The organism is Enterobacter sp. 22499 (assembly GCF_052044815.1).
Lineage (GTDB): Bacteria > Pseudomonadota > Gammaproteobacteria > Enterobacterales > Enterobacteriaceae > Enterobacter > Enterobacter bugandensis.
Genome location: NZ_JBQENR010000002.1, coordinates 643281 through 664502, shown reverse-complemented (window position 1 = coordinate 664502; position 21222 = coordinate 643281). Strand labels below are relative to the sequence as shown.

Genomic DNA, 21222 nt, shown 5'->3' with positions numbered 1-21222 from the left:
CACTCAGGATTGCTGGGGAACATCACAGAATTTTTGACGTGAGGAATTGATGCAGACAGTTAAACAAAATGCGATGGCGTTATTTTTGGCGGTTATCACCTTTACCGCCAGCGCACATCCTCACAGTTTTATCAGCCTGAAAACCGAGCTGGTCACCGACGGCACGCAGCTGAGCGGCCTGAAAATGCGCTGGACGATGGATGAAATCACCTCGGCGGATCTGCTTTATGATGCGGGTAACGCGAAGCCCGGCGACGAAATCTGGAAAAAGCTGGCGGCAGAAGTGATGGCCAACGTGCTCGGGCAGCACTACTTCACCGAGTTCTGGCATAACGGACAAAAGGTGAAGTTCCTCAATCGCCCGACAGAATACGGCATGTCCCGCGACGGACATCAGGCGGTGCTGACGTTCGTGCTCCCACTGGCGCATCCGCAGCCGCTGGCAGGACAAACCTATACGTTTTCTACCTTTGACCCAACGTACTACGTCGATATGAGCTACGCCGAGGACAGCGACGTGCAGCTTCCTGCGTCGTTGCAAAAAACCTGCAACATTACGGTTCACACCCCGAAGCCCAGCGAAGAGACGCTGAATTTTGCTGTCTCTCTTGATAAAGAGGATGCCCCTCCGGAGGACATGGAACTGGGTAAACAGTTTGCGCAGAAGGTGACGTTACAATGTCAGTGATCTCCTCTCCGGTACGAAAGCCGCGCCGCTGGCTGCACCTCTGGCCGCTGGCGCTTTTTCTACTGCTCGCCGTTTGCGGTTCGCTCTGGCTGTGGCAGGCCTGGCCGCAGGTGATGATGAAAAGCATCATCTGGCAGCGTGAGGTCAACCAGCAGATGAGCGGGCTGCTGAAGGCGGTGGCGGAGAATCCGACCAAAGCGGGCGGTTCCCTGCTGGCGTTCAGCTTTATCTATGGCGTGCTGCACGCGCTGGGGCCGGGGCACGGCAAAATCGTCATCACCACCTGGCTTGCCACCCATCCGTCGAAGCTGAAATCAAGCATTGGCCTGACGCTGGCCTCTTCGCTGCTTCAGGGGGGCGTGGCGATTGCGCTGGTGGTGGTTGTGCTTTCGCTATTACAGCTTCCCGCGCGCCAGCTGCACCTGAGCAGCTTCTGGCTGGAGAAGGGCAGCTATGCGCTGGTCGGCGTGCTGGGGCTGATCCTCTGCTGGCGGGCACTGAAAAAGCTGCGCGCGCTGCTGCAAAAGCCCAAATTCAAAACTTTTACGCCGCACCACGTTCATGATGAACACTGCGGCTGCGGGCATCAGCATCTGCCGACGCAGGAACAATTACAGAGCGGTGACGACTGGCGCGCGCGGCTGATGATAGTTCTCTCTATGGGGATGCGCCCGTGCTCGGGGGCAATCATGGTGCTGCTGTTCAGTAAAGTGATTGGCGTGTTCGGCTGGGGCATGCTCTCGGCGCTGGCAATGGCGGCAGGAACCTCTCTCACCATTTCGTCTTTGGCGTTGCTGGTTCACAGCTTCCGTCAGCTTGCGGTAAAACTCAGTGGCAATAAAACGCCGGTACTGTGGCGACAAGTAGGATGGACAACGCTCGCGCTGGCGGGGGGAGTGATTCTGCTGGTGGCGGCGGTAACGATGTGGATGAGCGCGGCGCCGTTTAGCACCCTCTCCCCTTTGGGGAGAGGGCTGAGATGAGGAGATTAACGCTTCAGCGCATCGCTCAGCTCGTCACGCATGTTGGCCAGCATGGCTTTAACAACGCGTGGGTTACCCGCAACGATGTTGCCGGTGGTCATGTAGTTGTGGCCGCCGGTGAAGTCGCAAACAATCGCGCCTGCTTCACGTGCAATCAGCTCGCCCGCAGCGAAGTCCCACGGCTTCAGTGACAGTTCGAAGTAACCGTCAACGCGGCCGGTAGCAACGTAGGCCAGATCCAGCGCAGCAGAGCCGGTGCGACGGAAGTCCGCGCATTCGGTGAACAGCTTGCCCAGGATATTCATATAGGTAGTTGCGTGCTGCTTCGCCTTGAATGGGAAGCCGGTCGCCAGGATGGTGCCGTCCAGGTCGCGTGCATTGCTGCAGCGCAGACGGTAGCCGTTCAGCTGCGCGCCCTGACCGCGGGTCGCGGTGAACAGTTCGTTACGCATTGGATCGTAAACAACGGCGACTTCAGTACGGCCTTTAATACGTACTGCGATTGACACAGAGAAGTGTGGCAGGCGTTTAACGAAGTTGGTGGTGCCATCCAGTGGATCGATAACCCATTGAACATCCTGATCGGTACCTTCATGTTCACCGCTTTCTTCGGTGATGATGGTGTGCTGCGGGTAAGATTTGCGGATCGTTTCGATAATAATCGCTTCTGCGGCTTTATCGACGTTAGTCACGAAATCATTGCTGCCTTTCTGGCTGGTTTCTACGGAGTCTGGCGTTTCGTAGTGTTTGGCAATTACATTACCCGCCTTGCGCGCTGCGCGCACGGCGATGGTCAGCATCGGATGCATCGGTCTCTCTCACTGGATGTTAAAGAACAGGAAAATCGGCGCAGAGTATAGCAGCGGGATCGGATTATGTCTCCCGTTTATGATAATATGCCCGAATATTCTTCAGACACTGAACCCAGACATCTAAAAATTATGCTGCAAAACATTCGAATCGTGCTGGTCGAAACATCGCACACCGGCAACATGGGCTCTGTGGCCCGCGCTATGAAAACCATGGGCTTAACGAACCTGTGGCTGGTTAATCCGCTGGTGAAACCAGACTCTCAGGCTATCGCCCTGGCGGCAGGGGCCAGCGACGTTATCGGTAATGCGCAGATCGTTGATACCCTCGACGAAGCGCTGGCCGGTTGCAGCCTGGTGGTGGGCACCAGCGCGCGCTCACGCACGCTGCCGTGGCCGATGCTGGATCCGCGCGAATGCGGCCTGAAAAGCGTCTCAGAAGCAGAGCAGGCGCCGGTTGCGCTGGTGTTTGGCCGCGAGCGCGTTGGCCTGACCAACGACGAACTGCAGAAGTGCCACTACCACGTGGCGATTGCAGCCAACCCGGAATACAGCTCGCTGAACCTGGCAATGGCGGTGCAGGTAATCGCCTACGAAGTGCGCATGGCCTGGCTGGCGACGCAGGAGAAGCAGGCAGAACCGAAAGAAGAGACGGCCTACCCGCTGGTGGACGACCTTGAGCGTTTCTACGGTCACCTGGAGCAGACGCTGCTCGCTACCGGCTTCATCCGTGAAGGCCACCCTGGCCAGGTGATGAATAAGCTGCGCCGCATGTTTACCCGCGCGCGTCCGGAAAGCCAGGAGCTGAACATCCTGCGCGGGATTCTGGCGTCGATTGAGCAGAAGAATAAAGAGTAGTGCCGATTTCCCCCTCTCCCCGTGGGAGAGGGTTGGGGTGAGGGCATCAGGTCGCACCTATATTATGAAGGCACAGAAGGTTAAATACCTGACTAAAACAGTCAAGTAAATAGTTGACCATTTTAGTCAGGAATGTCAGACTTGGCCCTGCTATGCAATACCCCCATTTTACAATAAAAAACCCCGGGCAGGGGCGAGTTTGAGGTTAAGTAAGACATGAGACTGACATCTAAAGGGCGTTATGCCGTGACCGCGATGCTGGACGTTGCGCTCAACTCCGAAGCGGGCCCGGTTCCGTTGGCTGATATTTCTGAACGACAAGGGATCTCCCTCTCTTACCTGGAACAGCTGTTCTCCAGACTGCGTAAAAATGGACTGGTGTCCAGCGTTCGTGGCCCGGGCGGCGGTTATCTGCTGGGTAAAGACGCGGGCAGTATTGCGGTTGGCGAAGTGATTAGCGCGGTGGATGAATCCGTTGACGCAACCCGTTGCCAGGGTAAAGGCGGCTGCCAGGGCGGCGATAAGTGCCTGACCCACGCGCTGTGGCGCGATCTGAGCGACCGTCTGACCGGCTTCCTGAACAACATCACCCTCGGTGAACTGGTCAATAACCAGGAAGTTCTGGACGTATCAGGCCGTCAGCACAGCCATGATTCACAACGCAGCACCCGCGCGCAGGACGCTATCGACGTCAAATTACGCGCGTAATAAAACGATAAGTATTTCAGAATCAGGCCGGGGTGGTCACACCCCGCTACTCGGTCGTACATCCAGCCGGTTGCCTGATTCCTTGCATTGAAGCGATGTACGGAGTTTATAGAGCAATGAAATTACCGATTTATCTCGACTACTCCGCAACCACGCCGGTGGACCCGCGTGTTGCCGAGAAAATGATGCAGTGTCTGACCCTGGACGGAAACTTTGGTAACCCAGCTTCCCGTTCACACCGTTTTGGCTGGCATGCTGAAGAGGCGGTGGATATCGCCCGTAATCAGATTGCTGACCTGGTGGGTGCCGACCCGCGTGAGATTGTTTTCACCTCCGGTGCGACCGAATCCGACAACCTGGCGATCAAAGGTGCAGCCAACTTTTATCAGAAAAAAGGCAAGCACATCATCACCAGCAAAACCGAACACAAAGCCGTGCTGGACACCTGCCGCCAGCTGGAGCGTGAAGGGTTCGAAGTGACCTATCTGGCGCCGCAGAGCAACGGTATTATTGACCTGAAAGAGCTCGAAGCGGCGATGCGTGACGACACCATCCTGGTCTCCATCATGCACGTTAATAACGAAATCGGCGTCGTTCAGGACATCGCCACCATCGGCGAAATGTGCCGCGCGCGCGGTATCATCTACCACGTGGACGCGACCCAGAGCGTGGGCAAACTGCCTATCGACCTGAGCCAGCTGAAAGTAGACCTGATGTCCTTCTCCGGCCACAAAATCTATGGCCCGAAAGGGATCGGCGCGCTGTACGTTCGTCGTAAGCCACGTATCCGCATCGAAGCACAGATGCACGGCGGCGGTCACGAGCGCGGCATGCGTTCCGGTACGCTGCCTGTTCACCAGATCGTGGGCATGGGCGAAGCGTACCGCATTGCGAAAGAAGAGATGGAAACCGAGATGGCACGCCTGCGCACGCTACGTAACCGTCTGTGGGACGGCGTGAAAGATATGGAAGAAGTGTATCTGAACGGCGATCTCGAGCAGGGCGCGCCGAACATCCTCAACGTCAGCTTCAACTATGTTGAAGGCGAATCGCTGATCATGGCGCTGAAAGACCTGGCCGTTTCTTCCGGTTCTGCCTGTACGTCTGCAAGCCTGGAGCCATCCTACGTGCTGCGCGCGCTGGGTATGACTGACGAGCTGGCACACAGCTCTATCCGTTTCTCTTTAGGTCGTTTCACTACCGAAGAAGAGATTGACTACACCATCAAGCTGGTTCGTAACTCCATTGGCCGTCTGCGCGACCTTTCTCCACTGTGGGAAATGTTCAAGCAGGGCGTGGATCTGAACAGCATTGAATGGTCACATCACTAATCGGTATATAAGGAGAATTCAATCATGGCATACAGCGAAAAAGTTATCGATCATTACGAGAACCCGCGCAACGTTGGCTCTTTTGACAACAGCGATGAATCTGTCGGTAGCGGCATGGTTGGTGCGCCGGCGTGTGGCGACGTAATGAAGTTGCAGATTAAAGTCAACAATGAAGGTATCATTGAAGACGCGCGCTTCAAGACCTACGGCTGCGGTTCTGCAATTGCGTCCAGCTCCCTGGTCACCGAGTGGGTGAAGGGCAAGTCTCTGGACGAAGCACAGGCAATTAAGAACACGGATATTGCTGAAGAACTCGAACTGCCGCCGGTGAAAATTCACTGTTCAATTCTGGCAGAAGACGCGATCAAAGCCGCCATTGCGGATTACAAAAGCAAACGTGAAGCAAAATAATTGAGGTTTGAGTATGTCGATTACCCTTAGCGACAGCGCTGCCGCGCGAGTAAGCTCTTTTCTGGCGAACCGTGGTAAAGGCTTTGGCCTGCGACTGGGCGTACGTACCTCCGGCTGTTCTGGTATGGCTTACGTACTGGAGTTTGTTGACGAGCCGGCGTCTGATGACACCGTGTTTGAAGACAAGGGCGTGAAGGTGGTGGTCGATGGCAAAAGCCTGCAATTTCTCAACGGCACTCAGCTGGACTTCGTAAAAGAAGGCCTGAACGAAGGGTTCAAATTTACGAACCCGAACGTCAAAGACGAGTGTGGTTGCGGCGAAAGCTTCCACGTTTAACCGCGCGTCATCCGAAACCCCACCGTGGCTTTGCTGCGCGTGGGGTTTGTTCTAACAGGCTACCCCTGAGATTGTTATGGATTACTTCACTCTCTTCGGACTACCCGCTCAATACCCGATCGATCTTCAGGCACTGACGGTCCGTTTTCAGGATCTGCAGCGTCAGTATCATCCGGATAAATTCGCCAGCGGGACGCAGGCAGAGCAGCTGGCTGCGGTATCGCACTCCGCGACCATCAACCAGGCCTGGCAGACGCTGCGCCATCCGCTGGCGCGTGCAGAATATCTGCTCTCGCTCCACGGCTTTGATCTGGCGAGCGAACAGCACACCGTGCGCGACACCGCGTTTCTGATGGAACAGCTGGAGCTGCGCGAAGAACTGGATGAGATTGAACAGGCCAAAGACGAAGCGCGTCTGGAACGTTTTATCACGCGCGTGAAGGGCATGTTCGATACCCGCCATCAGCAGATGGTGGAGCAACTGAACAACGAGACCTGGGACGTGGCGGCAGACACTGTGCGCAAACTCCGTTTTCTCGATAAACTGCGAAGCAGCGCTGAACAACTCGAAGAAAAGCTGCTCGATTTTTAATTTCGGAAGCAATTATGGCCTTATTACAAATTAGTGAGCCTGGCTTAAGCGCCGCACCGCACCAGCGTCGTCTGGCGGTCGGTATTGACCTGGGCACCACCAATTCCCTCGTGGCGACCGTGCGCAGCGGCCAGGCGGAAACGCTGGCCGACGAACAGGGCCGCCATCTGCTGCCTTCCGTGGTCCACTACCAGCAGCAGGGTCACGCGGTCGGCTATGACGCCCGCGCCAACGCCGCGCGCGATCCGGCCAACACCATCAGCTCCGTAAAGCGCATGATGGGCCGCTCGCTGGCTGATATCCAGACCCGCTACCCGCACCTGCCGTATCAGCTGCAGGCCAGTGAAAACGGTCTGCCGATGATTGCCACGGCGGCCGGTTTGCTGAACCCAATTCGCGTGTCTGCTGACATCCTCAAAGCGCTGGCGGCGCGCGCGACGGCGACGCTCGGCGGCGATCTGGACGGCGTAGTGATCACCGTTCCGGCCTATTTTGACGACGCACAGCGTCAGGGCACCAAAGACGCCGCGCGTCTGGCGGGCCTGCACGTGCTGCGCCTGCTGAACGAACCGACGGCGGCGGCGATTGCCTACGGCCTCGACTCCGGTCAGGAAGGGGTGATTGCGGTTTACGACCTCGGCGGCGGTACCTTTGATATTTCTATCCTGCGCCTGAGCCGCGGCGTGTTTGAAGTGCTGGCGACCGGCGGGGATTCCGCGCTCGGCGGCGATGATTTCGACCATCTGCTGGCGGACTACATCCGCGATCAGGCGGGCATCAGCGATCGCAGCGATGCGCGCGTTCAGCGCGAACTGCTGGATGCGGCCATCGACGCCAAAATTGCGCTGAGCGATGCGCAGTCGGTCAGCGTTAATGTCGCAGGCTGGCAGGGTGAAATCACCCGCGACCAGTTCAGCGAGCTGATTGCGCCTCTGGTTAAACGCACCCTGCTGGCCTGCCGTCGCGCATTGAAGGATGCGGGCGTGGAGGCTGACGAGGTGCTGGAAGTGGTCATGGTGGGCGGCTCAACGCGCGTGCCGCTGGTGCGCGAGCGCGTGGGCGAATTCTTTGGCCGCACGCCGCTGACCTCCATCGACCCGGACAAAGTGGTTGCCGTCGGCGCCGCTATCCAGGCCGATATTCTGGTTGGCAACAAGCCGGACAGCGAAATGCTGCTGCTGGATGTCATCCCGCTGTCTCTCGGTTTAGAAACCATGGGCGGCCTGGTGGAGAAAGTGATCCCGCGTAACACTACCATTCCGGTGGCGCGTGCGCAGGAGTTCACCACCTTCAAAGACGGCCAGACCGCGATGTCCATCCACGTGATGCAGGGCGAGCGCGAACTGGTGCAGGACTGCCGCTCTCTGGCGCGCTTTGCGCTGCGGGGCATCCCGGCGCTGCCTGCTGGCGGGGCGCATATCCGCGTGACCTTCCAGGTAGATGCGGACGGCCTGCTGAGCGTGACGGCGATGGAAAAATCCACCGGCGTGGAATCATCCATCCAGGTGAAGCCGTCCTACGGCCTGACCGATGGCGAAATCGCCTCCATGATCCAGGATTCAATGAGCTACGCCGAGCAGGATGTGAAGGCGCGTATGCTGGCTGAACAGAAAGTTGAAGCCGCACGTGTGCTGGAAAGTCTGAACGGGGCGCTCGCTGCCGATGCCGCGCTGTTAAGCGCCGCCGAGCGTCAGGTGATTGACGAGGCTGCCGCGCGCTTACGCGCAGTCGCCGAAGGCAATGACGCTGACGCAATAGAAGAAGCCATTAAAAACGTTGATAAACAAACCCAGGACTTCGCTGCTCGCCGCATGGACAAATCTGTCCGCGTCGCGCTGAAAGGCCAGTCCGTGGACGAGGTTTAATATGCCAAAGATTGTTATTTTGCCTCATGCGGACCTCTGTCCGGATGGCGCTGTTCTGGAAGCGAAGACCGGTGAAACCATTCTCGATGTTGCCCTGCGTGCAGGTATCGAAGTGGAACACGCCTGTGAAAAATCCTGTGCCTGCACCACCTGCCACTGCATCGTGCGTGAAGGTTTTGACTCTCTCGCCGAGAGCACCGAAGACGAAGACGACATGCTGGATAAAGCATGGGGTCTGGAGCCAGACAGCCGCCTGAGCTGCCAGGCCGCGGTGACCGATGAAGATCTGGTCGTGGAATTCCCACGCTACACCATCAACCACGCACGCGAGCATTAATATGGGACTGAAGTGGACAGACAGCCGTGAAATCGGCGAAGCGCTCTACGACGCGAAACCGGATCTCGATCCCAAAACCGTACGATTCACCGACATGCACCAGTGGATCTGCGATTTAGAGGATTTCGACGACGATCCAAACGCATCCAATGAAAAAATTCTGGAGGCGATTCTGTTAGTCTGGTTAGATGAAGCAGAGTAAATCACTTAACGGGCTGCCTTCAGGCGGCCCGTTTGCTAATAAGGATAAATAAAATGACCGAAGCGATGAAGATTACGCTCTCTACGCAGCCCGCCGACGCGCGCTGGGGCGAGAAAGCCAGCTACAGCATCAACAACGACGGTATCACCCTGCACCTGACGGGCAAAGATGATTTAGGTCTGATCCAGCGCGCCGCGCGTAAAATTGACGGCCTGGGCATTAAGCATGTCTCGCTGGAAGGCGAAGGTTGGGATACTGACCGCAGCTGGGCGTTCTGGGCGGGCTACAAAGGCCCGAAAGGCACCCGTAAAATTGAGTGGGCGAACCTCGATGAAGCCGGTCAGAAAGAACTGGAAAGCCGCCTGAAAATTATCGACTGGGTGCGCGACACCATTAACGCCCCGGCGGAGGAGTTAGGCCCTGAGCAACTGGCGCAGCGTGCGGTTGACCTGCTGTGCGGCGTGGCGGGGGATAACATGTCCTACCGCATCACCAAAGGTGAAGATCTGCGCGAGCAGAACTACATGGGCATTCATACCGTGGGCCGTGGTTCTGAGCGTCCTCCGGTCCTGCTGGCGCTGGATTACAACCCAACCGGCGATAAAGAAGCGCCGGTTTTTGCCTGCCTGGTCGGTAAAGGCATTACCTTCGACACCGGCGGCTACAGCCTGAAGCAGAGCGCGTTCATGGATTCCATGAAGTCCGACATGGGCGGCGCGGCAACCATCACCGGCGCGCTGGCATTCGCTATCACCCGCGGTCTGAACAAGCGCGTGAAGCTCTACCTGTGCTGCGCGGACAACATGGTGAGCGGCAACGCCTTCAAGCTGGGCGACATCATTCGCTACCGCAACGGTAAAAATGTCGAAGTGATGAACACCGATGCCGAAGGCCGTCTGGTGCTGGCCGATGGCCTCATCGACGCCTCTGCCCAGAAGCCAGAGCTGATTATCGACATGGCGACCCTGACCGGCGCGGCGAAAACCGCCCTGGGCAACGACTACCACGCGCTGTTCAGCTTTGACGACAAGCTGGCCGCTCGCCTGCTGGCAAGCGCGGCTGCGGAAAACGAACCGTTCTGGCGTCTGCCGCTGGCCGAGTTCCACCGCAGCCAGCTGCCGTCTAACTTTGCCGAGCTGAATAACACCGCGAGCGCGGCTTACCCGGCGGGGGCAAGTACCGCAGCAGGCTTCCTGTCGCACTTCGTTGAGAACTATCACGAAGGCTGGCTGCACATCGACTGCTCCGCAACCTACCGTAAGGCGGCAGTTGAGCAGTGGTCCGCGGGTGCGACCGGTCTGGGCGTGCGTACCGTGGCGAACCTGCTGACGGCTGAGTGATCTTTTTTGCCCGGCGGCGCTGCGCTTGCACGGGCCTGTGGTTTTGTAGGCCGGGTAAGCAAAGCGCCACCCGGCGTTTATTGAAGTAGCCAAACTATGTCAGATACCAAAAACGAATTAGAAACCCTGCTGGAACAGGCGGCGACCGAGCCCGCCCACCGTCCGGCATTTTTCCGCACGCTACTGGAATCCACCGTCTGGGTACCGGGCACCGCGGCGGAAGGTGAGCAGGTTGTCGAAGACAGCGCGCTGGATCTGCTGCACTGGGAGAAAGATGACGGCACGTCGGTTATCCCGTTCTTCACTTCATTGGAAGCGTTGCAGGAAGCGGTAGAAGATGAACAGGCGTTCGTGGTGATGCCGGTGCGCACGCTGTTCGAAATGACGCTGGGCCAGACGCTGTTCCTTAACGCTAAGCTGCCAACCGGGAAAGAGTTCACCCCGCGCGAGATCAGCCACCTGATTGGTGAAGAGGGTAACCCGCTTAGCACCCAGGAGGTGCTGGAAGGGGGCGAAACGCTGCTGCTGTCTGAGGTGGCCGAGCCGCCTGCGCAGATGATCGATTCCCTGACGACGCTGTTCAAAACTCTGAAACCGGTAAGACGCGCGTTCCTCTGCTCTATCAAAGAGAGCGCTGACGAAAAGCCTGTTCTGCTGATTGGGATTGAAGCCGACGGCGATATCGACGACATCATTCAGGCGGCGGGAAGCGTGGCCACCGACACGCTGCCGGGCGATGAGCCGATCGATATCTGTCAGGTGAAAAACGGTGAGAAGGGCATCAGCCATTTTATTACCGAGCACATCACGCCGTTCTATGAGCGTCGCTGGGGCGGCTTCCTGCGCGATCTCAAGACCAACCGCATCATCTGATTACGGCGGGGTGAATGTCACCCCGTTGCCTCCAGCAGCAGTAAATCCATCAGCAGCACCAGATTCGACTCAAACGACGTCACGCCCGCGGCTTCGGCAGCGAAGTGCACCGCCTCGTCATACAGCGCAAAGTGCACGTCCGCCATGCCCGCCAGCGTATTGGCCGAGGCGCGGGTAAAGGCGACGACCGTCATGCCGACGTTTTTGGCAATCCGCGCCTTATCCAGCACCTGTTCCGTTTCGCCGCTTCGCGAAACGGCGATAAATACCTGATAACGCGCGGCGTTGCTGAGAAAAATGTTTCGGCTGTCCCCCGGTCCGGAGATGAACGCCGTTTTGCCCAGCACCTGCAGCTTCTTGGTCAGGTATTCGGCAAAGAGATAGGAAAACCCGGCCCCGTAGAGAAAAAAGCTCTCTTTCTGCCGCAGCAGGTCGGCGAACTGCTGGCGCTTCTCCTGCGTGATCCACTGGAAGGTGTGCTGATAGTTAGCGATAAACTGATTAAACAGCGCCGGGAGCTCAGGAAGAGATTGCGCCTGAGCGGCAATATGCGGCGTGTCGGAGAGCAGCTGCTTGCAGTGCCAGATAAACTCGCTAAAGCCGCTAAACCCCAGCTTCTGACACAGCCGCATAATGGTGGCGGTAGAAACAAACGTCGCCTGCGCCAGCTCGCGCACCGTAATGTTGCCCACCAGCAGCGGATGCTCCGTCAGGTGGGCGAGGACGCGATACTCCGCGCGGGTCAGGGACGCCCCGCGCGTTAACAGCGTGGCCAGGCGGTTATCCATTATTTCGCCGGTTCAACTGGCAGATCGTCACGCGCCCCCCATTCGCTCCAGGCGCCGTCGTAGAGCGTAACGTCGTTGACGCCGAGGGTGGCAAGCGCCAGGATCACCACGCAGGCCGTCACGCCGGAGCCGCAGCTGGCAATAATCGGGCGATGTAAATCCACGCCCGCGCGGTCAAAAATGGCACGCAGCTCGTCGGTAGTTTTCAGCTCGCCCTCAAACACCAGGTCGCCCCACGGCACGTTCAGCGCACCTGGAATATGGCCTCGTCTCAGCCCTGGACGTGGTTCATCCGCTTCAGCGTTAAAGCGTGGTGCAGGGCGCGCATCGACGATTTGCGCCGTCTTTTCATGGCTCGCGACCAGTACGTCGGTCAGGCGCTTCACCACGTTGACGTCGAACGTCGCGTCGAACTCGCCTTCCGGCAGCGTCACGTCGCCCTGCTGGAGCGGCAGCTCGTCACGCTTCCAGCCCGCCAGACCGCCCGCCAGAATCGAGACTTTTTCCACGCCAAACTGTTTCAGCATCCACCATGCGCGCGGCGCGGAGAACAGATTGCCTTCATCGTAAACAACAAGATGTTTGTCTTTGCTGACGCCCAGCTCGCGCATCGCCACGGAAAACGCTTCCGGGCGCGGCAGCATGTGCGGCAGGGGAGAGGTATGATCGGAGAGGGCTTCGATATCAAAAAATACCGCGCCAGGCAGATGCCCGGCGCGGTATTCACCGGGAACGTCACGATGTTCCTGGCCCGGCGGGGCCATACGCGCGTCAATAATCTGGACTTCCGGATCGTCGCCGTGCTCAATCAGCCAGTCGGCGGCGACAAAATATGAGGTGGACATGGTTGCCTCCATTCTTTTCCGTAAAAAAGGATTGTCGGTGTTTTTTCTGACACCGACAAGCAAACCACGTTCAACTCGCGAGCAAGCCCCTATTTTTTCACCGTTTCGCCGTCCTGCCAGGCTTTTTGCAGCGCAGGCCAGTAGTCGCGGTTGGCTTCTATCATCTCATCCAGAATCGCTTTTGCGTGCTCCATGGTGGGCACGGTGCGGTTGAGGGTGAACGCCTGAAGCGCTTTCTCATAGCTGCCTTCGATGGTCGCCTCTACCAGCAGTTGTTCAGATGCCAGCTGCTGTTGCAGCAGGGTCTGGTGGAACAGCGGTACCAGCCCCACGCGCACAGGCTCCGGCCCTTCGGAGGTGATGTAGGCGGGTACTTCCACCACCGCATCATAAGGTAGGTTGGTAATCGCCCCGCGGTTTTCGACCATCACCAGATGACGCTGGCGCAGGTTGAACGCCAGCGAGCAGGCGACATCGACGATAAACTCGCCGTGAACGCCCACGTGGAAGGCATCCGGTAAAATCCCGGTGCGCTTGTACTCTTCAGCAGCAGCAAAAAGTTTTTTCTCACGCCCGTTCATCACTTCATTGGCGCGGGTATAGTCGGGGTTCTGATGCTCCACAATCTGGTTCGGCATCAGGTAGTACTGCAGGTACGGGTTCGGCAGGTACTCCGGGAAGTTATCCATAATCGGCTTGATGTTGCGCCAGGTTTTAACCCACGAAGGATCCGAGTGCTGCGGATCGGTTTTGGCCGCATCTTCCGTCAGCAGGCCAAACTTCGCGATATGTTTACGCAGCTCCGGTAATTTGTCCTCGCCGTCCACCAGCACGCGGGTAAACCAGCCGAAGTGGTTCAGGCCAAAGTAGTCCACCTCCAGTTTGCGACGATCGACACCCAGAATGGCCCCCATATTACGCATCGCCGCGACCGGCATATCGCAGATGTTCAGCACGCGAGCATTTGGTCGCAGGCGTCGCACGCCCTCCGCGACGATCGCCGCAGGGTTGGAGTAGTTCACGATCCAGGCTTTCTCATGCGCGTAACGATCCACCAGATCGATAAGCTCGACCATCGGCAGGATCGTGCGCAGTCCGTAGGCCAGCCCGCCGGGGCCGCAGGTCTCCTGGCCGACCACGCCGTGACGCAGCGGGATCTTCTCATCCTGCTCGCGCATTTTGTACTGGCCGACGCGCATCTGGGCGAAAACGAAATGCGCGCCGCTGAAGGCCACTTCCGGGTCACTGGTGACGGTAAATTTGATGCTCTGGCTGTGGTCGCGAATCACTTTCTCAACCACCGGCGCAATGGTGTTCTGACGTGCCTCGTCGATGTCATAGAGGCGGATTTCGGCCAGCGGAAAATCCTGCAGGCGCACCATCAAGCTTTTCACAATACCCGGCGTGTAAGTGCTGCCGCCGCCGGCAATCGACAGAATGAATGGGGGTGTAAACATCTTTAGCTCCTTTCAGAGAAACGTCTCAACGGCTTCTCGCATTTTTTTGACGTGCAGCCCGTAGACCACCTGAACGTTGTTACCTTGTTTGATAACCCCTTTCGCGCCGGTCGCCTTCAGGCGCGGCTCGTCGATGATGGCGACATCCTTCACCGTGACGCGTAAGCGGGTGTAGCAGTTATCCACAACCTCAATATTTTCCCGGCCGCCCAGGCCCACCACGATGGACTCGCCCAGCCCGTCGTTATTGCCTTTCGCCTGGTACTCCTGCTTGCTGTAGAGGCGTGTCTCCTGATCTTCATCCTCACGGCCCGGCGTTTTCATGTTGAAACGCAGGATAAGGAAGCGGAACACCACGAAGTAGAGGGCAAACATGATCAGCCCAACCACGATGTACATCGGCCAGTTGGATTTCTCGGTGCCGAGCGGCAGGTTGTAGAGAATGAAATCGATAATCCCGTTGGCACCGATGGCATGAACGCCCAGCAGCGAGAACAGCATCATGCCAATACCGGTCAGGACCGCATGCACCACGAACAGTAGCGGGGCGACGAACAGGAAGGAGAATTCAATCGGTTCGGTCACGCCGACCAGCAGCGAGGTCAGCGCTGCCGGGATCAGAATGGCTTTCGCAACGGCTTTACGCTCCGGCTTCGCGGTCATGTACATCGCCAGCGCGGCGGCGGGCAGGCCGAACATCTTGCTGATGCCGCGCGCGTCCCACACTACCGTGCTGCTGAGCTGCTTCACGTCCGGGCAGGCCATCTCGGCGAAGTAGATATTGCGCGCCCCCTGGTAAGCCGTGCCGCACACCTCCTGCGTGCCCCCCAGTTCGGTATACAGGAATGGCGTATAAACCAGATGGTGCAGGCCGGTCGGCACCAGAATGCGCTCAAGGAAACCGTAGATCGCCACCCCGAACGGGCCGGAGCCTTTAATTGCCAGCGCCAGGGCGCTAATCCCATGCTGCGCGTACGGCCAGAGTTCGCTCATTACCACGCCGAGCAGCATAGAGACGGGCAACATGACAATGGCGACAAAACAGTGGCCGGAGTAAATCGCCATCGCGCCGTTAAACTGTACGCCGGAGTATTTGTTATACAGGTAACCGGAGAGCGCCCCGGTCAGGATCCCGGCGAAAACGCCCATCTCCAGCACCTGAACGCCCAGCACCATGCTTTGCCCGGCGGCTTTCATCTGCTCAGCAGGGGCCAGCTCGCCCTGCAGCTGCAGCGTCACGTTCATGGCGTTGATAAACACCACGAAAGTCACCAGCCCAATCAGCGCCGCGTAGCCTTTATCGCGCGTCGCCAGACCAATCGGGATCCCGACGGCAAACACCAGCGCCAGGTTGACCAGCACCGACACGGCAGATTTGGCGATCAGCTGGCCGATACTCTGGATAAGCGGATGACCAAGGAACGGCAGGTATTCGGCCAGGTTACCGTTGCCCAGCACATTGCCAAAGGCGATAAACAGACCGACAATCGGTAAGATAAGTACCGGTCCGTATAATGATTTTCCGAAATTTTGTAGGGCGTTCACGGCTCGTTTCATGGCTTTCTCTCTTTTTGAACCGCGCACTCGGGGTGCGTCATGGTCATAAAACTAGCAGGCTCTGAGCGAACATATCCAGCTATCTTCTTGTTTTAAAAACAAATGACGTAAAAGGTAACATGTGACGTTATGCGCTGTGATCGCGGTTCCATCCCGGTGTAGCGGCGTGATGCCATTCTGCGAGGCGCTTTCCAGATTCTTAAATTGGACTTTTTGTATTAACGAAACTTGCGGATAATACTTATCCGGACGACGACCAACAGGCCCCCTCAGGCCAGGGACACAGGATGAAACCGTTTCGCTTAGCCGCGATCTCTCTCGCGCTGCTCACCACCTTTACGCTTGTCGGCTGTGATAACAGCGACGATAAACCTCAGGCTGCGGCTCCCGCAGCATCCACCGCATCAACACCGAAAGCCGCGGAAAAGCCCGACGCTGAAAAGCTGGCTAAAATGGCCGCCCAGAGTCAGGGAAAAGCGTTGACTCTGCTTGATGCGTCTGAAGTGCAACTGGACGGCGCCGCTACGCTGGTGCTGACCTTCTCTGTCCCGCTGGATCCGGAACAGGATTTCGCGAAGACGGTTCACGTCGTGGATAAGAAAAGCGGCAAAGTTGACGGGGCGTGGGAACTTGCGCCTAACCTGAAAGAGCTGCGCCTGCGCCATCTGGAGCCTAACCGTAATCTGGTTATCACCGTGGATCGTGGCCTGGTGGCGCTGAACAAAGCGACCTTTGGCATTGATTATGAAAAAGCCCTGACCACGCGAGATATAGAGCCGTCGGTCGGTTTCGCCAGCCGCGGCTCGCTGCTGCCGGGCAAAGTGGTGGAAGGGCTGCCGGTGATGGCGCTTAACGTCAACAATGTGGACGTCAATTTCTACCGCGTGAAGCCGGAATCGCTGGCCTCGTTTGTCAGCCAGTGGGAGTACCGCAACTCGCTGACCAACTGGGAATCTGACAATCTGCTGAAGATGGCGGAACTGGTCTATACCGGTCGTTTTGACCTCAACCCGGCGCGCAACACGCGTGAAAAACTGCTCCTGCCGCTTAAAGATATCAAGCCGCTTCAGCAGTCCGGCGTTTATATCGCCGTCATGAACCAGGCAGGGCACTACAACTACAGCAATGCCGCAACGCTCTTTACCCTGAGCGATATCGGTTTGTCTGCTCACCGGTATCATAACCGGCTGGACATTTTCACCCAGAGCCTGGAAAACGGTGCGGCGCAGTCCGGCGTCACCGTCACGCTGCTGAATGATAAAGGTCAGACGCTCGCCGAAGCCAGCAGCGACGCCGACGGCCATGCGAAGCTTGAAACAGACAAAGAAGCCGCGCTGATCCTCGCCAGCAAAGACGGCCAGACTACGCTGCTCGATCTCAAGCTCCCAGCGCTCGACCTGGCAGAGTTCGACATCGCCGGTAGCCCCGGCTTCAGCAAGCAATTCTTTATGTTTGGCCCACGCGATCTCTATCGTCCGGGTGAAACGGTGATCCTTAACGGCCTGCTGCGCGACAGCGACGGAAAACCGCTTCCCGATCAGCCCGTGAAGCTTGACGTGCTGCGCCCGGACGGGCAGGTGGCACGCACGATCGTTGTTCAGCCTGAGAACGGCCTCTACCGCTTCAATTACGCGCTGGATAGCGGTGCCCAGACAGGCATGTGGCATATTCGCGCGAATATCGGTGATAACCAGCAGCGCCTGTGGGATTTCCACGTCGAAGATTTTATGCCCGAGCGTATGGCGCTCAATCTGACGGGACAAAAAGCACCGGTTTCCCCTCAGGATGAGGTGGACTTCAACATCGTGGGCTATTACCTGTATGGCGCTCCGGCCAACGGCAATTCTCTTCAGGGCCAGCTTTTCCTGCGTCCGCTGCGTGAGGCCGTTGCTGCGCTGCCCGGCTTCCAGTTTGGTGATATTGCGGAAGAAAACCTGAGCCGCAGTCTGGATGAAGTGCAGCTTACGCTGGATGAGCAGGGGCGCGGGCAGGTGACCACCGAAAGCCAGTGGAAAGAGGTACACTCGCCGCTGCAGCTGATCCTGCAGGCGAGCCTGCTGGAATCAGGCGGTCGTCCGGTGACGCGCCGCGCGGAGCAGGCTATCTGGCCGGCGGCGCAACTGCCGGGTATCCGTCCGCAGTTCGCCAGTAAGGCGGTCTACGACTACCGTACCGATACCACCGTCAACCAACCGATCGTCGACGAGAACGGCAACGCCAGCTTTGACATCGTCTATGCCGATGCCAGCGGCGCGAAAAAAGCGGTATCCGGCTTACAGGTACGCCTGATCCGTGAACGCCGTGACTATTTCTGGAACTGGTCCGAGAGCGAAGGCTGGCAGTCTCAGTTTGATCAAAAAGAGCTGATTGAGGGCGAGCAGGAGCTTAGCCTTAAGGCCGATGAAACCGGCAAAGTCACCTTCCCGGTGGAGTGGGGCTCATACCGTCTGGAAGTGAAAGCGCCTGATGATGTGGTCAGCAGCGTGCGCTTCTGGGCAGGTTACAGCTGGCAGGATAACAGCGACGGCACGGGTGCGGTGCGCCCTGACCGCGTGACCCTGAAACTGGATAAACCGGCCTATCAGCCAGGCGATACCATCCAGCTGCACATAGCAGCGCCAGCCGCAGGCAAGGGCTATGCGATGATCGAGTCCAGCGAAGGGCCGCTGTGGTGGAAAGAGATCGACGTACCGGCAAACGGGCTCGATCTTTCCATTCCGGTGGATAAAGCCTGGAAACGTCACGATCTCTATCTCAGTACGCTGGTGGTGCGTCCTGGCGATAAATCCAAATCCGCCACGCCGAAGCGCGCGGTTGGTCTGCTGCATCTGCCGATGGGCGACGAAAATCGCCGCCTGAACATTGCGCTGGATAACCCGCAGAAAATGCGTCCAAACCAGACGCTCTCTGTGAAAGTGAAAGCCAGCGTAAAAGAGGGGGCGGTTCCGCAGAAAGTGAACGTGCTGGTGTCGGCGGTGGACAGCGGCGTGCTGAACATTACCGATTACGTTACGCCAGATCCATGGCAGGCCTTCTTCGGCCAGAAGCGTTACGGCGCCGATATCTATGATATCTACGGCCAGGTCATTGAAGGGCAGGGCCGCATGGCCGCGCTGCGTTTCGGTGGTGACGGCGATGAACTCAAGCGCGGCGGTAAACCGCCGGTGAACCACGTCACCATTATTGCCCAACAGGCTCAGCCGGTTACGCTGGATGCCAACGGAGAAGGCACCGTTACGCTGCCGATTGGTGATTTCAACGGCGAACTGCGTCTGATGGCGCAGGCGTGGACGGAAGATGATTTCGGCAGCAGCGAAAGCAAGGTTGTGGTGGCCGCGCCGGTTATTACCGAGCTTAATACTCCGCGCTTCCTGGCAAGTGGAGATACCTCACGGCTGACGTTGGATCTCACTAACCTGACCGACAAACCGCAATCGCTGAACGTCGCCCTGAGCGCGACAGGAAAAGTGTCGCTGGAAGGTGCACAGCCGCAGCCGGTTCAGTTGCCGCCGGGCGCGCGCAGTACCCTGTTTATTCCGGTGCGTGCGCTGGAGGGTTATGGCGACGGTGAGGTGACGGCGCAGGTTACCGGCCTGGAGCTTCCGGGCGAAACCTTTGCCCCGCAGCAGAAGAGCTGGAAAATTGGCGTACGTCCGGCATTCCCGGCGCAGACGGTCAATACCGGTGCCATGCTGAACCCCGGCGAGTCCTGGACCGCACCGGCGCAGCACAGCAACGGTTTCTCTCCTGCCACCCTGCAGGGGCAACTGCTGCTGAGCGGCAAACCACCGCTCAACCTGGCGCGCTATATTCGTGAACTGCAGGCGTATCCGTATGGCTGCCTGGAGCAGACCACCAGCGGCCTGTTCCCGTCACTCTATACCAACGCCGCGCAGCTTACCGCGCTTGGTATAAAAGGAGATACCGATGACCAGCGCCGTGCTGCCATTGATATTGGGATCTCCCGTCTGCTGCAGATGCAGCGTGACGATGGCGGTTTTGCCTTGTGGGATAAAAATGGCCCTGAAGAGTACTGGCTGACCGCCTATGTGACTGACTTCCTGGTGCGCGCGGGCGAGCAAGGTTATAGCGTACCTGCCGATGCGGTGAACAACGCCAACAACCGTCTGCTGCGCTACCTGCAGGATCCGGGCATGATGTCTATCCGCTACAGCGACGACGCCAAGGCCAGCAAATTTGCCGTGCAGGCGTATGCCTCGCTGGTGCTGGCGCGTCAGCAAAAAGCCCCGCTGGGCGCGCTGCGTGAAATCTGGGAGCGCCACGGGCAGGCGGCTTCCGGGCTGCCGCTGATGCAGCTGGGCATGGCGCTCAAACTGATGGGCGATGCGCCGCGCAGCCAGCAGGCGCTGGATCTGGCGCTCAAAACACCGCGTAACGACAGAAAAACATGGATGGCCGATTACGGCAGCCCGCTTCGCGATAACGCGCTGATGCTCTCCCTTCTGGAGGAGTATAAATTGCTGCCGGATGCGCAAAATACGCTGCTGAATGCTCTTTCTGAACAGGCATTCAGCCAGCGCTGGCTATCCACCCAGGAGAGCAATGCGCTGTTCCTGGCCGGACGTTCGCTGCAAACCCTGTCAGGCGCATGGCAGGCGAAAACCACGTTGTCTGATACCGCATCAGGCGGCGATAGGGCGCAGGTACAAAACGTAAGCGGCGACCAGCTTGGTGCGCTTCAGGTAACCAATACCGGCACGGCACCGCTGTGGGTACGTCTGGACAGCACCGGCTATCCGGAATATGCGCCTCAGCCGAGTTCCAACGTGCTGCAGGTTGAACGTCATATCCTGGCAACCGATGGCAGCAGCAAATCGCTCTCTTCGCTGAAAAGCGGTGAACTGGTGCTGGTCTGGCTTGAAGTGAAAGCCAGCCAGAACGTGCCGGATGCGCTGGTTGTGGATCTCCTCCCTGCTGGTCTGGAGCTGGAAAACCAGAACCTGGCGAGCAGCAGCGCAAGCCTGCAGGACAGCGGCAGCGAAGTGCAGAACCTGCTCAGCCAGATGCAGCAGGCGGACATTCAGCACATGGAGTTCCGCGACGACCGCTTTGTGGCCGCCGTGCCGGTAAACGAAGGTCAGCCGGTTACGCTGGTTTATCTGGCCCGTGCCGTAACGCCGGGCACCTACCAGGTGCCGGTTCCGATGGTGGAGTCTATGTACTTTCCGCAGTGGCGGGCAACGGGTGCGGCCAGCGGCCCGCTGATTGTTGTTCCGTGAT

General features: G+C 58.2%; 19 protein-coding genes. 14 read left to right on the top strand and 5 right to left on the bottom strand.

Going from position 1 to position 21222, the window contains the following annotated elements:
* Positions 1-49 precede the first annotated feature (49 nt).
* Positions 50-688 (top strand): DUF1007 family protein, encoded by a 639-nt coding sequence (locus tag ACTJI7_RS10970; RefSeq protein WP_028014079.1) that lies wholly within the window; start codon positions 50-52, stop codon positions 686-688.
* A complete protein-coding gene (locus ACTJI7_RS10965; RefSeq protein ID WP_028014078.1) occupies positions 679-1671 on the top strand; it encodes a nickel/cobalt transporter in 993 nt (330 codons plus the stop codon). Before ACTJI7_RS10970 ends, ACTJI7_RS10965 begins: the two co-directional genes overlap by 10 nt.
* A 5-nt stretch (positions 1672-1676) precedes the next feature.
* Here ACTJI7_RS10965 and suhB read toward each other — a convergent pair whose 3' ends face one another.
* Positions 1677-2480: an inositol-1-monophosphatase gene (gene suhB / locus ACTJI7_RS10960; RefSeq protein WP_028014077.1), complete on the bottom strand. Its 804-nt coding sequence runs from the start codon at positions 2478-2480 to the stop codon at positions 1677-1679.
* Between the two features lie 132 nt (positions 2481-2612).
* On the opposite strand from suhB, the gene trmJ reads away from it, so the two are divergent.
* From trmJ to sseB, 11 genes are all read left to right on the top strand, one after another.
* On the top strand, positions 2613-3338 hold the full coding sequence (gene trmJ / locus ACTJI7_RS10955; protein WP_028014076.1) for a tRNA (cytosine(32)/uridine(32)-2'-O)-methyltransferase TrmJ: 726 nt from the start codon (positions 2613-2615) through the stop codon (positions 3336-3338).
* Positions 3339-3554: 216 nt separating this feature from the next.
* Positions 3555-4046: a Fe-S cluster assembly transcriptional regulator IscR gene (iscR, locus tag ACTJI7_RS10950; RefSeq protein WP_008502158.1), complete on the top strand. Its 492-nt coding sequence runs from the start codon at positions 3555-3557 to the stop codon at positions 4044-4046.
* 116 nt (positions 4047-4162) lie between these two features.
* Positions 4163-5377, top strand: a complete 1215-nt coding sequence (gene iscS, locus ACTJI7_RS10945) for a cysteine desulfurase (protein ID WP_003860663.1) — start codon at positions 4163-4165, stop codon at positions 5375-5377.
* A 24-nt stretch (positions 5378-5401) separates the two neighbouring features.
* Positions 5402-5788: a Fe-S cluster assembly scaffold IscU gene (iscU, locus tag ACTJI7_RS10940; protein WP_003860661.1), complete on the top strand. Its 387-nt coding sequence runs from the start codon at positions 5402-5404 to the stop codon at positions 5786-5788.
* A 13-nt stretch (positions 5789-5801) separates the two neighbouring features.
* Complete coding sequence (iscA, locus tag ACTJI7_RS10935) at positions 5802-6125, top strand: iron-sulfur cluster assembly protein IscA (protein ID WP_003860659.1); 324 nt, start codon at positions 5802-5804, stop codon at positions 6123-6125.
* Between the two features lie 76 nt (positions 6126-6201).
* Positions 6202-6717, top strand: a complete 516-nt coding sequence (gene hscB / locus ACTJI7_RS10930) for a co-chaperone HscB (RefSeq protein ID WP_045260178.1) — start codon at positions 6202-6204, stop codon at positions 6715-6717.
* 14 nt (positions 6718-6731) lie between these two features.
* Positions 6732-8582: a Fe-S protein assembly chaperone HscA gene (hscA, locus tag ACTJI7_RS10925; RefSeq protein WP_045260179.1), complete on the top strand. Its 1851-nt coding sequence runs from the start codon at positions 6732-6734 to the stop codon at positions 8580-8582.
* Between the two features lies 1 nt (position 8583).
* Entirely contained in the window at positions 8584-8919 is a 336-nt protein-coding gene (gene fdx / locus ACTJI7_RS10920; protein WP_003860652.1) for an ISC system 2Fe-2S type ferredoxin, read from the top strand.
* Position 8920: 1 nt separating this feature from the next.
* A complete protein-coding gene (iscX, locus tag ACTJI7_RS10915; RefSeq protein WP_248203866.1) occupies positions 8921-9121 on the top strand; it encodes a Fe-S cluster assembly protein IscX in 201 nt (66 codons plus the stop codon).
* 53 nt (positions 9122-9174) lie between these two features.
* A complete protein-coding gene (pepB, locus tag ACTJI7_RS10910) occupies positions 9175-10461 on the top strand; it encodes an aminopeptidase PepB (protein WP_041908707.1) in 1287 nt (428 codons plus the stop codon).
* Positions 10462-10557: 96 nt separating this feature from the next.
* Positions 10558-11334 (top strand): enhanced serine sensitivity protein SseB, encoded by a 777-nt coding sequence (sseB, locus tag ACTJI7_RS10905; RefSeq protein ID WP_045260181.1) that lies wholly within the window; start codon positions 10558-10560, stop codon positions 11332-11334.
* Positions 11335-11351: 17 nt separating this feature from the next.
* Here the strand turns inward: sseB and ACTJI7_RS10900 are convergent, their stop codons facing one another.
* The 4 genes from ACTJI7_RS10900 to ACTJI7_RS10885 form a co-directional block, all read right to left on the bottom strand.
* Complete coding sequence (locus ACTJI7_RS10900) at positions 11352-12122, bottom strand: MurR/RpiR family transcriptional regulator (protein ID WP_028014071.1); 771 nt, start codon at positions 12120-12122, stop codon at positions 11352-11354.
* On the bottom strand, positions 12122-12967 hold the full coding sequence (sseA, locus tag ACTJI7_RS10895) for a 3-mercaptopyruvate sulfurtransferase (RefSeq protein WP_069733425.1): 846 nt from the start codon (positions 12965-12967) through the stop codon (positions 12122-12124). Before sseA ends, ACTJI7_RS10900 begins: the two co-directional genes overlap by 1 nt.
* A gap of 89 nt (positions 12968-13056) precedes the next feature.
* Positions 13057-14424: a 6-phospho-alpha-glucosidase gene (locus ACTJI7_RS10890; protein ID WP_041908712.1), complete on the bottom strand. Its 1368-nt coding sequence runs from the start codon at positions 14422-14424 to the stop codon at positions 13057-13059.
* 12 nt (positions 14425-14436) lie between these two features.
* Complete coding sequence (locus tag ACTJI7_RS10885) at positions 14437-15981, bottom strand: PTS transporter subunit EIIC (protein WP_063943553.1); 1545 nt, start codon at positions 15979-15981, stop codon at positions 14437-14439.
* Between the two features lie 287 nt (positions 15982-16268).
* Between ACTJI7_RS10885 and ACTJI7_RS10880 the strand changes: the two genes are divergently transcribed.
* Positions 16269-21221: an alpha-2-macroglobulin family protein gene (locus ACTJI7_RS10880; protein WP_440670080.1), complete on the top strand. Its 4953-nt coding sequence runs from the start codon at positions 16269-16271 to the stop codon at positions 21219-21221.
* Position 21222: the final 1 nt, after the last annotated feature.